Raw genomic sequence first — 14,985 nt, forward strand, 5'->3', positions numbered from 1 at the left:
GGGAGTGCATCAGCCACTCACCTTGACGATTTATCGTCAAATCAGCAACTGAAACCCTGCCTTACTTCCCCTAGATTGCCTCCAGCGCAACCACGCTGCAGCCCTTTTACCACAAGGACATAGCCGTTTGGCATTAGGTGCACTGCAATATGGTTATCAGCCAACACCACAAGAAATGGAGGACGACATGAAGATTGCGCTGGACCCGTACATGCACCGGCACCTCAGCCTGCCGGAGCTATGCCGCAAGACGGCAGAGCTGGGCTACCGCCATATCGAGCTATCCCCACGCGCCGACCTGCTGCAATGGTGGGCCATGCCGCGTGCCAATGGCGAACGGCTGGCCGGTTTCAAGCAGGCCATGCGCGAACATGGCGTCAGCCTGGCCACGCTGCAACCGATGTACCGCTGGTCCAGCCCGTTTGAAGATGAACGTCAGGCGGCGATGAAATACTGGAAAAAGGCCATCGAAATTGCGGTGGAACTGGAATGCGACACCATGATTTCCGAATTTGGTCGTGGTGGATCGCCAGAGCGTTCCGTCGGGCTGGGTGCCGGCATCAACACTCCGGAGCAATGCGAAGCCGCTTTCTGGCGTTCTATGGACGAGCTGGTGCCGATCTTCGAGCGCGAAGGCCTGCAGCTGTCGATCGAGCCACATCCTGAAGACTGGGTGGAAACCTTCCAGCCCGCGCTGGACATCGTGCAGGTAATTGGCTCAGCCAACGTGAAGCTGTCCTATATCGCGCCACACACCTTCTACTACGGCGACGAAATGGCCGCCATGCTGCGCGGCGCCGCGCCGGTACTGGCCCATGTACGTGTGGCCGACACCTTCAACCACAAGGCCTCATCCGGCCTGCGCTATATCGTCAACCCGCCGGGTGCCAATGTACGGGTGCATCAGCATCTGGATATCGGCCAGGGCGAAATCGACTGGGATGTGTTTTTTGCCACCCTGGCCGACATCGGTTTCGACGGTGTGCTGTCCTCCTGCGTGTTTGCCTGGGAGGAACGCGCCGACGCCTCGTCGCGCTTCATGCTGAGCGAGATGCAGCGCTATCTGGATAAGCACTATCGCCACTGGCAATCACAGTAAGTCCCCTCACCCGCAGAAAGCCCATCATGAACCACAGCATCCGCTTTGCCATCAACCGTATCAGCGCACCGCGCCTGTCCTTTCCCGACTATCTGGCAATGTGCCGCCGACTGGGTGTGAGCGATATCGAAATCCGCAACGATCTGAATGGCGTGGAAATCAGCAATGGCACCCCGGCCACCCAGCTACGCGCTGCCGCAGCCGAAGCCGGGGTCACCATCCGCACCATCAATGCGCTCTACCCGTTTGATGTTTTTGACGCTGACCTGCAACAGCGTGCCGTGCAACTGGCCGCCTACGCCCGTGACTGTGGTGCAGAGGCGCTGGTGATGTGCCCGCTCAACAGCCGGGACGATGCCCGCAGTGCCAGCCAGCGCCAGCAAGACCTTATCCGTGCGCTCAAACAACTCAAACCGATTCTGGACGACCACGGCATCACCGGCTTGGTGGAACCACTGGGCTTCGAGGAATGTGCACTACGCCACAAATCAGCCGCCGTCACCGCCATTTACGCTGCCGCTGGTGAGCGTCATTTCCGCCTGGTGCACGACACCTTCCACCACCACCTGGCTGGCGAAGACATTTTCTTTCCGGAGCTGACTGGGCTGGTGCACATCTCCGGCGTGGAATCCACGACATTGGCCAGCAATGAAATGCGCGATGGTCACCGCGTACTGGTGGGCAGTGCCGACCGGCTGGGCAATATTCCGCAGCTGAAAGAACTGCTGGCGCGCGGCTATCAGGGGGTGGTGTCGTTCGAACCCTTTGCCAGCGACATCATGGAAGCGCCAGACAGCGAAACCCTGCTGCGTGACAGCATGGATTACATCCGCCAGCAACTCGCCGTTTAAAACCCATCTCACGATAAACAAGATCAAGGAGACAAACATGAGTTTAGCCATTGGCGTCATCGGCACCGGAGCCATCGGTCAGGACCACATCCGCCGCATCAGCCAGACCCTGTCCGGCGCCCGCGTGGTGGCCGTCAACGACATCAACCCACTGCAAGCCGAGGCCACGGTAAAGCAATACCAACTGGCTGCCAGCGTGCATGACAGCGGCCAGGCACTGATTCGCGACCCGGCAGTGGAGGCCGTGCTGGTGACCTCATGGGGCCCCAGCCATGAAGAATTCGTGCTGGATGCCATTGCCGCCGGCAAGCCGGTGTTCTGCGAAAAACCGCTGGCCGTCACTGCCGAGGGCTGCATGCGCATCGTTAATGCCGAACTGGCACATGGCAAACGGCTGGTGCAAGTTGGGTTCATGCGGCCCTATGACGCTGGTTACCGTGCGCTCAAACAGGTACTGAACGAGGGACGCATCGGCGCACCGCTGATGCTGCACTGCGCTCATCGCAATCCCTCGGTGGGAGAGAGCTACACCACGCCGATGGCCATTACCGATACGCTGATTCACGAACTGGACGTGTTGCGCTGGTTGCTGGATGAAGACTATGTCTCGGCCCAGGTGGTCTTTCCACGCAAGAGCAGCCACGCCCTGCCCCATCTGGCCGACCCGCAGATCGTGTTGCTGGAAACCGTCAGCGGCGTGCGCATCGATGTGGAAATCTTCGTCAACTGCCAGTATGGCTATGACATCCAGTGCCAGATTGTCGGCGAGACCGGCATTGCCAGCCTGCCGGAGCCATCCAGCGTGCCGCTGCGCAGCGCGGCAAGTTACTCCACCGCAATCCTCACCGACTGGAAACAGCGCTTCATCGCCGCTTACGACGTGGAGCTGCAAGCCTTCATCGACGGTGTACAGGCCGGTTCTCTCACCGGCCCCTCAGCCTGGGATGGCTATGCCGCTGCCGTGGCTGCCGATGCCTGCGTGCTGGCACAACAGAATGGCGCAGTGGTGGACATCAACATGCCGGAACGCCCCGGCTTCTACTGAACCCTGCTTCTGCAGCATGCTTCCTCGGACTTGCCACAGCGGCCTATGGCTGCTGTGGTTTTTTGCATCGCGTACCCAAGAATCCAAACAACCCAAGTTGGACAAATAAGCATGCTCAACAAAAGTAATGGCTGCTACCATCCAAACCTGTTGGAGATTTATGATAATTACTCAACGCACCCCTCATGATTCGATCAAAAAAACGGGGAAAAAATGCAAAAAAGAAAAGATACAAATACGAATAAGGCGTTATTAAACTACGCGAGCACAAACAAAGATCTGTAAAATTCTTATTTTTACTTTTATGATGATCGTGATGTAACGAATTACCATACAATAAAATCGTCTGCATCAAACAATCATGACTCCACGAGTATGAAGAAAACTGGAAATCACCTTCAACTATCGAAAACTGGATTATCACCGAAAAAATTACTCACCAATTTAAAAACAAAACCATCAACAGAAAAAGCATTTAAATCGGCTCGCATCTTTCTTATCAAATCATGTGAATCGGCAATTTCAGAAAAATCGAACAATTTATTATTCAAGCTACTCATCATATCCATCAGCATTTTCCATTCTGATCGTTGACACTGCCAACTCACCGCAACAACACTCAGTCAATATCATCCAAAAACTTTGCTCGCATTGCTCGCAGCAAATACGATGCAGGTAATCAGGCGCTAGCAGTTCAAAATCATCCAAAAACTGAAATTGACAATAAGGGCAATCAAATTTCATTTGCAATCCCAGTGAATATTTCAATGGAATGTATCACAATGAATTAATCTGCCAATATCATTTATTTCTGCCAAAATAACTGCCCGCATCCATTGACTTTTACTTGCAAGACAATCCTCCCACCCACACATGCAGGAACTATCGGCAAAGCAAAATGCTTGGTCTCTGGTGTGGTGCAAGCGTCTGCCTGGCGGACGGTCTGTCGGTCGAGGGGGGCACAGAGGAATCTGACGGGACAGCGCTCAACAGGGTGACAGGCAGATCTGCCACAACGGGGAAATAAATTTCCAATAAAAATATTTTCAGAAATTATTTTCCAACATATACTACCCTGCAAGCACACCAGCCCGCAGCACGGTTGGCCAACAACACACATGAGGAGACAGCAATGACCGCAGTAGCCCTGTTCGGTGCCGGCCGTATCGGCAAGATCCACGCCGCCAACCTGGCCGCCCAGCCTGGCGCACGCCTGAAGTATGTCGTCGATACCCATCAGCCTTCAGCACAGCAGCTGGCGGCCCAGTACGGTGCCAGCGTGAGCGATATCGACAGTGCGCTGGCCGACCCGGAAGTCGGCGCGGTGGTGATTGCCTCCAGTACCGATACCCATGCCGACCTCATCCTGCGTGCGGCCGCCCGTGGCAAGGCCATCTTCTGCGAAAAGCCGGTGGACCTGACGCTGGAACGCGCGCGCCAGTGCGCCGCTGCGGTGAAAGAAGCAGGCGTGGCCTGCCTGATAGGCTTCCAGCGCCGCTACGACCCTACTTTTGCCGCAGTGAAAGCACGCATTGAAGCCGGGGAAATCGGCCAGCCGGAAGTGCTGGTGGTAACCAGCCGCGACCCGGGTGCGCCGCCGGTGGACTACATCAAACGCTCCGGCGGCATTTTCAAGGACATGCTGATTCACGACTTCGACATCTGCCGCTGGATTCTGGCTGACGAAGCCGTCAGTGTGCAGGCCACGGCCAGCGTGCTGACCGACCCGGCCATTGGCGAAGCAGGGGACGCCGACACCACTGCGGTCACCATTCGTACCCGCTCCGGCCGCCTGTGCCAGATCAACACCAGCCGCCGTGCCGCCTATGGCTATGACCAACGCTTTGAAGTGCTGGGCAGCCTGGGCATGTTACAGGCCGGTAATCACCGCCCTACCGAAGTGACTGCCTATGGTGGCCAGCAAGTCAGCACCGATCTGCCGGAACACTTTTTCCTGGAACGCTACCGCGCTGCTTACGCACTGGAAATGGCGCACTTCTTTGAGGTGGTACAGCGCGGCGTCACCCCGCGCACCACGGTGGAAGATGGCGTCAAGGCCTTGGAACTGGCCGATGCCGCCAGCCGCTCCTGGCAGGAAAACCGCCTGATCAGCCTGTAAGCCTTCCCGTCACGACAACCATGCAAGCCCGCCGCCAGCCATGCCGGTGGGCAGGGAGAAGTCATGTCTGAACTGAATATCGGCATTGTCGGCCTGGGCCGGCTGGGCCGGCGTCATGCGCTCAATCTGCGCGACCGCATTCGTGGTGCCCGGCTGGTGGCTGCATGCTCACCGGTGGATGAAGAACTGGGCTGGGCGGCAGAGCACCTGCCGGGCGTACACCGCCACCATACGCTGGAGGCCATGCTGGCCGAGCCTGATGTCGAGGCCGTTTTCCTGGTCACCCCCACCGCACTGCATGCCGAGCAGATCATCGCCTGCCTGCGTGCCGGCAAGCATGTGTTTTGTGAGAAACCGCTGGCCTTGAATGTGGAGGATTGCCAGAAAGTAGAAGCAGTGGCTGCCGATTATCCGCAGCTGAAAGCCATGGTGGGTTTTGTACGCCGCTTTGATGCCAGCTATCAGGATGCAGCGGAAAAACTGCAACAAGGCCTGGTGGGCCAGCCCTATCTGCTGCGCTCGCAAACTTGTGACCTGAACGATGAAAACGGCTTTTTTGTGAAGTTTGCCCCCAGCAGCGGCGGCATTTTCATGGATTGCAGCATTCACGATATCGACCTGGCGCGCTGGCTGCTGGGTTCGCCCAAACCGCTACGCGTCTGGGCTACCGGCACCAATGCCTTGCACCCGGCACTGGCCGATTGTGGCGATGTGGACAATGGCGTGGCCATGCTGGAATTTGCCGATGGCAAACTGGCTTGCTTCTATGCCTCGCGCACCCAGGCACATGGTCATGAAACCCTGACCGAAATTTTTGCCACCGCCGGACGGCTGACCGTGGGCGCCAACCCGCGCGCCAACCGGGTGGACATCAGCGATGCCCATGGCGTGCGCAATGAATGCGTGCAGGATTTTTACCAGCGCTTTGCCGAAGCCTTTGTCAGCGAAGCCCAGCATTTTGTCGATGCCGTGCTGTACGATCAGCCGCTGGCACTGAGCCTGGCCGATGCCACCGAAGCCACCCGCATTGGCCTGGCCATTACCCAGGCACTGCGCAGCAAACAGGTAGTGGAGCTGTAAACCGGCACGCGCTTAAGGGCGGCAGATTATCGCCCCCTCTCGCTTTCTGAAAGGAAAGCGAGGCTCTCTTTCAAGGGAAGGGAGTGGGATCGGGAATAGATGGACAGGCTGCGGAATCAATCACTTGGCCGGGTCCAAGGCAATCGCACCACATAACTTTGTCAGCAGCCTGAGCCCTTGCTTCACAGCAAGGGCTTTTTGTTTACATCAGTCCAGCAGGACTCAGGGACGCATGCTGCCCTGCTCCACCAGCCGCTCATGCCAGGACAATGCCTCACCCAGCAGATGCGGGGTGTGCTTGCCCTTGCTGTCGCGGCAGGCGCGGTCGAAGTAATCCTGCAGCAGTGGGCGGTAGTCCGGGTAAGCGCAATTGGCAATCACCGTGCGCGCGCGCTGTTTGGGCGACAGGCCACGCAAGTCGGCCAGGCCCTGCTCGGTAACGATGATGCAGACGTCGTGCTCGGTGTGGTCGACATGACTGACCATGGGCACGATGCAGGAAATCGCGCCGTTTTTGGCGGTGCTGGGAGTGACAAAACAGGACAGGAAGCCGTTACGGGCAAAGTCACCCGAGCCGCCAATGCCGTTGATGATGGACGTGCCGGCTACATGGGTGGAGTTGACGTTGCCGTACAGGTCGGCCTCCACCATGCCATTGATGCCGATACAGCCCAGGCGGCGAACCAGTTCGGCATGGTTGGAGATTTCCTGCGGCCGCAGCACGATGCGTTCACGGTAGTGGTCGATATTGCGGGCAAACTCCTGCACCCCTTCCGGGCTGAGCGACAAGGCGGTGGCCGAAGCCATGCGGATGGTGTCGGTGCGGATCAAATCCAGCATGCCGTCCTGAATCACCTCGGTAAACGCTGTCAGATTGCTGAAGCCGCCATCACGCAGGCCGCCCAACACCGCATTGGCGATATTGCCCACGCCGGACTGCAAGGGCAGCAGGTTTTCCGGCAAACGGCCCATCCTGATTTCGTGCTTGAGGAATTCCACCAGATGCCCGGCAATGCGCTGGCTGGTTTCATCCGGCGGGGTGAAACGACCCAGCCGGTCTGGTGCATGGGTTTCCACCACCGCCACCACCTTGGCCGGGTCTACGCGCAAATAAGGGTCACCGATGCGGTCGCCCGCCTGGGTCAGCGGAATCGGCTGGCGATTGGGCGGCAGTGCCGTGCCGTAATAGATGTCATGCATGCCATCCAGCCCCAGCGGCTGGGTGCTGTTGACTTCCAGAATCACCTTGTCGGCCAGGTCCAGCCAGGTCTTGTTATTACCGATGGAGGTGGATGGAATCAGCCGGCCATCCGGCAGGATGCCCGCCACTTCAACCACCGCGAGGTCGATCTTGCCCAGAAAGCCGAACCAGGTGTATTGCGCCACCTGGCCCAGATGCACATCCATATAGTCGATTTCGCCACGGTTGATGCGCGCGCGCAGCTCCGGGTCTGACTGGTAAGGCAGGCGAAAATCAATGCCACCGGCCTTGGCCAGCGCGCCATCCAGCTCCGGCGCGGTGGAGGCCCCGGTGAGCACACGCAAGGCGAACTTCTCGCCGCGTCCCTGCGCAGCTTCAATACGGCCAGCCAGCGCCAGCGGCACTGCCTTGGGGTAGCCCGAGCCGGTAAACCCGCTCATGCCCACGGTCATGCCCGGCTGGATGTGTGTGGCGGCCTCCTCAGCCGACATGATTTTCCCTGCCAGACCAGCATGGTGAATGCGTTGTTCCACTTGTTGTTCCCTTGCAATTTCCGGCCTGTTGCGGCCTGGTGTTTTATCGAGCGTCGTGCCGTTCTGAAGTGCCGGCTTGTTACTGGCTGCCAACTTTGTCTTACGTTCACGTCAGCTAGCCAAGCCTGCTACTTAAGCAGCTTCGACCGGATTGCGGAGAACTAATCAGGCAAAACATGACATGAATCAAAACCTGTTTGACCAAAGCTGATATAGGGTAGCCTTTGATTTTTCGCCCAACAAAAATGCCAAATGAATTTATTTTCATCAAATTGAATCTATTTGGAATATTCATCTTCCCCATCCTCCCTGTAGTGCCAAACCGGCAAACATTGCGGCAACAGCCCACACGCATCCTTCTTGTTCTGTATCAAATTTGCATCAAATATCCATATTTGACCGCCAGGCCAGTTAATTCGTCCGCAAAGACTGGATTTAAGGGTTAAACATTGTTAGCTTCTACTGGTTTTGGTAATTCAACCAAATACCATGTCAGCATCCCAAGCATCCAGAAAGTCCGTCCCCGCCGATACCGACAAGGACCCGCGCACGCGGCTGATTGAAGCCGCCTTGGAAGTCCTGCTTCATGACGGTATCATGGGATTCAGCCAAAGCAAGGTTGCGCGCCAGGCCGGGCTGCGGCAAAGCCATCTGACTTATTACTTTCCCACCCGCAACGATTTGTTAACCGTGGTGGTGGAACACGGCTGTCAATTGGTGATCAATGCTCAGGACTGCAGCGAACCTGCCGCCTTGGACAGCCTGGAGGATTTCCGGCTGCGGATGTGCAACAACATATGTGACACCCGCATTGCCCGCCTGATGGTGGCGGTTACCGTGGCAGCAGAAACCGACCCGCGGCTCAAGCAGTGGATCAGCGATTTTGACCGCCGCATGTTGAACAACAAGAAAGAAGCATTCCAGCAATACGGCATCACCTGCAGTACCGATGAGCTGGCGCTGTTCCACAGCACCATCGCCGGCATCGCGCTACGCAACCTGAACAGTTGCACCCCGGAAGATCATGCCGAAGCCCGGCATCGCTTTTTGCTGGCCTTTGACCGGCTGGTCCTTGCGTCACATCCGACACAAAGATCAGAAAAATCCCAGGAATCAACTCGCCCATAAGGCAGGACAATGCCAACACCCTTTTGCAAGGGACCGGCATGAAATGTAACAGGAGCATCATGATGCATCCCACCCCCTCTCCCGGCCGACAAGCACCCGGCCGGACACTGATCGCGCAACGCGCCTTGCTGCCCCTGTTGCTGGGCATTGGCCTTGCCGGCTGCACGCTGACACCGCCCGCACGGGCACCGCAGATGGTGGACAGCCAGATGCAAAACTACGGCAGCAAGCTGGCAGACCAGCAAACGGCAGCCAGCCCAACCGGCATCGGCAATAGCGGTATTTCCCAGCACCTGGCCTATGGCCAGCAGCTGCCTGCCGAATGGTGGCAGCTGTTCCGCTCTCCGGCACTGGACAAACTGGTGCGCGAGGCCTTGCAGAACAACCCCAGCCTGAGCGCTGCACGCGCAGCGCTGAAGCAGGCTGAGGAAAACTACAATGCGGCAGCTGGTTCGCTGCAATATCCCTCGGTCAGTGGCCAGCTGGGTGGCAGCCGGCAAAACCAGTTGTTATCAGGCAGCACGCCATCCACCTACAACGTACTGACTGCCGGTTTGAACGTGTCTTATTCGCTGGACTTGTTCGGTGCCAATCGCCAGCAATTGCTGGGACTGATGGCGGCTACCGACTATCAGCGCTACCAGCTGGAAGCCACTTACCAGACCCTGATCTTCAACGTGGTGACCACCGCCATTCAGGAAGCTTCGCAACGCGACCAGCTGCAAGCGACGCAGGAGATGCTCGCCGCCAGCGAACAACAACTGCGCATTGTGGAAAAACAGGCAGCACTGGGTGGCGTGGCCCGCAGCAGCGTGCTGTCGCAAGCCACACTGGTGGCACAAACCCGTGCACAGCTCTCTCCACTGGAAAAGGCACTGGACCTCACCCGCCACCAGTTGGCGGTCTATGTCGGCAAATTCCCGTCAGAACAGGGCCTGCCGGAATTCACCCTGGACAGCCTGCAACTACCCGCCGAATTACCCGTCTCCCTGCCATCCGAACTGGTACGCCAGCGTCCGGACATCCGTGCCAGCGAGGCCTTGCTGCAACAGGCAGGCGCGGCAGTTGGTGTGGCCACGGCCAACCAGTATCCGCAAATCAACCTGACCGGCAGCTTTACCCGCGAGCGCTTGTTTGTTGGCCCGGCCACCACCGGGCTGAGCCTGTGGAGCATCGGCGCCGGTGTCACCCAGTCCCTGTTTGACGGTGGTTCATTGCGCGCCAAGAAACGTGCTGCAGATGCCGCATTCGAACAGGCCCAGGCCCAGTATCGGGATACCGTGCTCAAGGGCTTCCAGAACGTGGCCGACAGCCTGCGGGCCGTCAGCGCCGATGCCAGCACCCTGCAAGCCCAGACCGAAGCCGAAGCCCGTGCACGCGAAACCCTGCAGCTGACGGAAAAGCGCTTCCGGCTGGGTGCAGTCAGCCAGCTGGCACTGCTGGATGCCCAGCGCACCTGGCAGCAGGCCCGCATCAGCCTGATCAGCGCCAGCGCCAGCCGGCATGCCGATTCCGCTGCGCTATTCCTGGCACTTGGCGGCGGCTGGTGGAACCGCAATGGCAACGATGGCAATGCAGAGCAGTCAGCTCAGGCCCGTCCCTGAACCCGGCACACAAACAACACGCAATCTAGAGAGATAAAAGGAAAGCAATATGACCAAGCGAATGTTCATCATGCTGGGAGGCATAGTGCTGCTGGTAGTGGTGCTGGGGCTGGGCTTCTTCATGCATATCCGCAGCCTGATGGCTGCCGCACCCAAGCCGACGCCGCAGGTTGTCAGCACCATCACCGCGCACACCAGCCAATGGCAACCGCAACTCAAATCCGTCGGCACGCTCAGCGCCCAACATGGTGTGGATATCAGCAGCGAAGTGGCAGGCCAGGTGCGCAGCGTACTGTTCCAGTCGGGCCAGGACGTCAAGGCCGGTGATGTGCTGGTACAGCTGAACGCCGATGCCGACGTGGCCCAGTTGCATGCACTGGAAGCGGCAGCCGAACTGGCCGCCATCACGCTGAAGCGGGACCAGGCGCAACTGGCCGTGCAGGGTGTCGCCCAGTCTCAGGTGGACAACGATGCTGCCGACCTGAAAAGCAAAAAGGCGCAAGTGGCACAGCAGGCAGCCGTGGTGGCCAAGAAAACCATCCGCGCTCCGTTTGCCGGACGGGTGGGCATCACCAGCGTCAATCCGGGCCAGTACCTGAATGCCGGTGACAAGATTGTCACCCTGCAACAGATCGACCCTATCCATATCGACTTCAACCTGCCGCAAAGCCAGCTTTCTGCCGTTCACACCGGCCAGAAAGTGGTGGTTCAGACCGACGGCACCGCTGACAAACAGTTTGTCGGCAGCGTGAATGCCATCAACCCCAAGGTCGACCCCAACACCCGCAACGTGCAGGTACAAGCCTTGATTGCCAACCCGGGCCGCAAACTGCTGCCAGGCATGTTTGCCAATGCCAGCCTGGACACCGGCAAGCAACAGCCCTACCTCACCCTGCCACAGACAGCGATTACCTATAACGCCTACGGCTCCACCGTATTCGTGGTGGTGCCGGCCGGCAAGGATGCATCGGCAGCGGCAGGCAATCTGGTGGCCAAGCAGGTATTCGTACAGACCGGCCCGACCCGTGGCGATCAGGTGGCCATTCTCAGCGGCGTGAAGGAAGGGGATCAGGTTGTCACTTCCGGCCAGGTCAAGCTGAAAAACGGTATTGCCGTGGCCATCAACAACAGCGTACAGCCGGCCAACAACCCCAATCCGACTCCGCAGGAACAGTAAGGGCCCGCCATGAACTTTACCGATATCTTCATCCGGAGACCGGTGCTGGCCACCACCATCAGCTTACTGCTGGTGGTGCTGGGCTTGCGCTCGCTGTTTGGCCTGCCGGTCAATCAGTACCCGCAAACCCAGAATGCCGTAGTCACCATCTCGACCACCTATTACGGTGCGGATGCCAAAACCATTGCCGGCTTCATCACCCAGCCGCTGGAAGGGGCCATTGCCCAGGCACAGGGCATTGACTACATGTCCTCCACCAGCAATAGCGGGGTGTCCACCATCACCGCCAACCTGCGGCTGAACTACGATGCCAACCGGGCGCTGACCGAAATCAACACCCAGGTCAATTCGGTGAAAAACCAGCTGCCCTCTCAGGCACAGCAGCCGGTTCTCACCGTACAGACAGGCCAGACCACGGACGCCATGTATCTTGGCTTTTACAGCAAGACGCTGGCCAACAACTCGGTAACGGACTTTCTGAACCGGGTGGTCAAGCCCAAACTGGACGCCATTCCGGGGGTACAGACAGCCGAATTGCTGGGTGCGCGCCAGTTCGCCCTGCGAGCCTGGCTGGATGCCAACAAGATGGCTGCCCACGGCGTGACTGCCACCGACGTGAGCAATGCACTGGCCAGTAACAACGTGCTGGCTGCCGTAGGCAAGAGCAAGGGGCAGATGGTCAGCATTCCGCTGACTGCGGCGACTGATCTGCACAGCGTGGAAGAGTTCAAGAAGCTGGCAGTCAAGCAAAGTGGCGATGCCATTGTGCGGCTGGAGGACATTGCCACCGTTACCCTGGGCTCGGAAAACTACGATTTCAACGTGGCGTTCAGTGGCGAACGCTCGGTGTTCATCGGCATCAAGGTGGCACCGGAAGCCAACATCCTGGATGTTGCCAAGACCGTACGTGAAGCCTTCCCGGCCATCCAGAAGCAACTGCCCTCCGGCCTCACCGGCCAAATCGTGTATGACTCCACCGACTTCATCAACACCTCCATTCATGAAGTGGTGAAGACCCTGCTCGAAGCCCTGGTCATCGTGACCGTGGTGATCTTCCTGTTCCTCGGCAGCTTCCGCGCAGTGCTGGTGCCGGTGATTGCCATGCCGCTGTCACTGATCGGCACCTTCTTCATGATGTTGCTGCTGGGCTATTCCATCAACCTGCTAACCCTGCTGGCACTGGTGCTGGCCATTGGCCTGGTGGTGGACGACGCCATCATCGTGGTGGAAAACGTCGACCGGCACATGAAGGAAGGCAAGACGCCATTTGAAGCGTCCATCATCGCGGCACGCGAGCTGGGCAGCCCCATTCTGGCCATGACCGTGGTGCTGGTGGCGGTGTATGTGCCCATCGGCTTCCAGGGAGGCCTGACGGGCGCGCTGTTTACCGAGTTCGCCTTTACCCTGGCCTCTGCCGTTACGGTGTCCGGCGTGGTGGCCCTCACCCTGTCACCCATGATGTGCTCGCGCTTCTTCCGGCCCGAGCAGGATGAAGGCCGCCTGGTCAAAGCCATCGACCACACCTTCGAAAAGGTACAGAACGGCTACCGTCGCCTGCTGCACAGCCTGCTGGAAACCTGGCAGGTACTGGTGGTGATGGCCGTCATCATGCTGGCGCTGCTGGGCGTGATGACCAAGATGTCACAGTCCGAACTGGCACCGGAAGAAGACCAAGGCATCGTGCTGGGCCAGATTGTTGGCTCGCCCACCGCCACGGCAGACCAGATGCAGACTTATGCACAGCAAATGTTTACCATCAGCAAAGCCACGCCGGAATACGAGCAGATGTTCCAGATTACCGGCACGCCGACTGTCAATGCCGGTATTGGCGGTATTCTGCTCAAGCCGTGGGAGGACCGGACGCGCAGTGCCAAGGAGATCCAGCAGGATCTGCAAAACCGCTGGAACAAGATTGCCGGTGCACGGGTAGCGGCCTTCCAGTTCCCACCACTGCCAGGCTCATCCGGCTTGCCGGTCCAGTTTGTCATCAAGACCACCGAACCGTTTGAAAACCTGAATGAAGTGGCACAGCAGCTGCTGAACAAGGCACAAAGCTCTGGCAAGTTCTACTTTGCCGACGTGGACCTGAAAATCGATGCACCGCAAACCACCGTGGTGATCGACCGGGACAAAGCCACCGCCATGGGCATGACCCAGCAAGATGTCGCCAATGCCATGAGCGCAGCCATGGGCGGCGGTTATGTCAACTACTTCTCCATTGACGGCCGATCCTACAAGGTCATCCCGCAATTGCTGCAGAAGGACAGACTGAACCCGGCGCAGCTGCTGGACTACCAGGTGCGCACGCCCAATTCCGGTGTGATTGCCCTGTCCACCATCGCCAAACTGAAAACCGACGTTGTGCCGGAATCCATCACCCGCTTCCAGCAACAGAATTCGGCCACCCTGTCCGGTGTATCCGGCCAGGCACAAGGCGAAGTGCTCAAATACCTGGAAGACACACTGAAGGAAATTGCGCCCAGCGGTTATACCGTGGATTACGCAGGCCCTTCGCGCCAGTTCAGCCAGGAATCCGGTGGCTTTGCCCTCACCATGCTGTTTGCTGTCATCATCGTATTCCTCACCTTGGCTGCGCTGTTTGAAAGCTTCCGCGACCCGGTGGTGATTCTGGTCTCGGTACCGCTGGCACTGTTTGGTGCGATGATCTTCATCTTCCTGGGCTTCTCCTCCATCAACATCTACACCGAGGTGGGCCTGGTAACACTGATGGGCCTGATCAGCAAGCACGGCATCCTGATTGTGGAAGTCGCCAACGACCTGCGCAGCAAGGGTGCCAGCAAGCTGGACGCCATCGTCGGTGCGGCAGAAATCCGGCTGCGTCCCATCCTGATGACCACCGCTGCCATGGTATTTGGCGTCATCCCGCTGGTGATTGCCTCCGGTGCCGGTGCCGCTGGTCGCCATGCAATGGGTCTGGTAATTTTTACCGGCCTGTCCATCGGCACCTTGTTCACCTTGTTCGTGGTGCCTGCCATGTATATGGCACTGGCGTCAGAACATGGCAACAAGGAAGCAAAGGACCAATCCACCACATCGGCAGCGGACATCGCCTGATACCCTGTCGATACAGCCAGAAAGCCCGCCATGTGCGGGCTTTTTTCATACCGGTATCGCGGAAAGTGGAGCT

General features: G+C 58.4%; 11 protein-coding genes. 9 read left to right on the top strand and 2 right to left on the bottom strand.

Annotated elements, in window-relative coordinates:
- The first annotated feature begins 127 nt into the window (after positions 1-127).
- Genes JHD62_RS06180 through JHD62_RS06190 form a run of 3 tightly spaced genes read left to right on the top strand, consistent with a single transcriptional unit; the run spans position 128 to position 2,995 of the window.
- Entirely contained in the window at positions 128-1,099 is a 972-nt protein-coding gene (locus JHD62_RS06180) for a sugar phosphate isomerase/epimerase family protein (protein ID WP_233160683.1), read from the top strand.
- A gap of 26 nt (positions 1,100-1,125) precedes the next feature.
- Complete coding sequence (locus JHD62_RS06185; protein WP_199102186.1) at positions 1,126-1,950, top strand: TIM barrel protein; 825 nt, start codon at positions 1,126-1,128, stop codon at positions 1,948-1,950.
- A gap of 37 nt (positions 1,951-1,987) precedes the next feature.
- A complete protein-coding gene (locus tag JHD62_RS06190; RefSeq protein WP_199102187.1) occupies positions 1,988-2,995 on the top strand; it encodes a Gfo/Idh/MocA family protein in 1,008 nt (335 codons plus the stop codon).
- 398 nt (positions 2,996-3,393) lie between these two features.
- Here the strand turns inward: JHD62_RS06190 and JHD62_RS06195 are convergent, their stop codons facing one another.
- Positions 3,394-3,564, bottom strand: coding sequence for a hypothetical protein (locus JHD62_RS06195; protein WP_199102188.1), 171 nt, complete (start codon positions 3,562-3,564; stop codon positions 3,394-3,396).
- A 563-nt stretch (positions 3,565-4,127) separates the two neighbouring features.
- On the opposite strand from JHD62_RS06195, the gene iolG reads away from it, so the two are divergent.
- Together iolG and JHD62_RS06205 are read left to right on the top strand one after the other, a co-directional pair.
- On the top strand, positions 4,128-5,114 hold the full coding sequence (gene iolG / locus JHD62_RS06200; protein WP_199102189.1) for an inositol 2-dehydrogenase: 987 nt from the start codon (positions 4,128-4,130) through the stop codon (positions 5,112-5,114).
- A 63-nt stretch (positions 5,115-5,177) separates the two neighbouring features.
- Positions 5,178-6,194 carry a Gfo/Idh/MocA family oxidoreductase gene (locus tag JHD62_RS06205; RefSeq protein ID WP_199102190.1) on the top strand — a complete coding sequence of 339 codons (1,017 nt, stop codon included), beginning with the start codon at positions 5,178-5,180 and terminating at the stop codon, positions 6,192-6,194.
- Positions 6,195-6,416: 222 nt separating this feature from the next.
- Here the strand turns inward: JHD62_RS06205 and JHD62_RS06210 are convergent, their stop codons facing one another.
- Positions 6,417-7,886 carry an acetyl-CoA hydrolase/transferase family protein gene (locus JHD62_RS06210; protein WP_199102217.1) on the bottom strand — a complete coding sequence of 490 codons (1,470 nt, stop codon included), beginning with the start codon at positions 7,884-7,886 and terminating at the stop codon, positions 6,417-6,419.
- Between the two features lie 531 nt (positions 7,887-8,417).
- Here JHD62_RS06210 and JHD62_RS06215 point away from each other — a divergent pair.
- Genes JHD62_RS06215 through JHD62_RS06230 form a run of 4 tightly spaced genes read left to right on the top strand, consistent with a single transcriptional unit; the run spans position 8,418 to position 14,912 of the window.
- The gene (locus JHD62_RS06215) at positions 8,418-9,056 is read left to right on the top strand and encodes a TetR/AcrR family transcriptional regulator (RefSeq protein ID WP_199102191.1); all 639 of its coding nucleotides are present in this window, start codon (positions 8,418-8,420) and stop codon (positions 9,054-9,056) included.
- A gap of 59 nt (positions 9,057-9,115) precedes the next feature.
- Positions 9,116-10,660 (top strand): efflux transporter outer membrane subunit, encoded by a 1,545-nt coding sequence (locus JHD62_RS06220; RefSeq protein ID WP_199102192.1) that lies wholly within the window; start codon positions 9,116-9,118, stop codon positions 10,658-10,660.
- Between the two features lie 49 nt (positions 10,661-10,709).
- Positions 10,710-11,837, top strand: a complete 1,128-nt coding sequence (locus tag JHD62_RS06225; RefSeq protein ID WP_199102193.1) for an efflux RND transporter periplasmic adaptor subunit — start codon at positions 10,710-10,712, stop codon at positions 11,835-11,837.
- Positions 11,838-11,846: 9 nt separating this feature from the next.
- Positions 11,847-14,912 carry an efflux RND transporter permease subunit gene (locus JHD62_RS06230; protein WP_199102194.1) on the top strand — a complete coding sequence of 1,022 codons (3,066 nt, stop codon included), beginning with the start codon at positions 11,847-11,849 and terminating at the stop codon, positions 14,910-14,912.
- Positions 14,913-14,985: the final 73 nt, after the last annotated feature.

Origin of the sequence: Aquitalea sp. ASV11 (genome assembly GCF_016429185.1) — a bacterium.
Classification (GTDB): domain Bacteria; phylum Pseudomonadota; class Gammaproteobacteria; order Burkholderiales; family Chromobacteriaceae; genus Aquitalea; species Aquitalea pelogenes.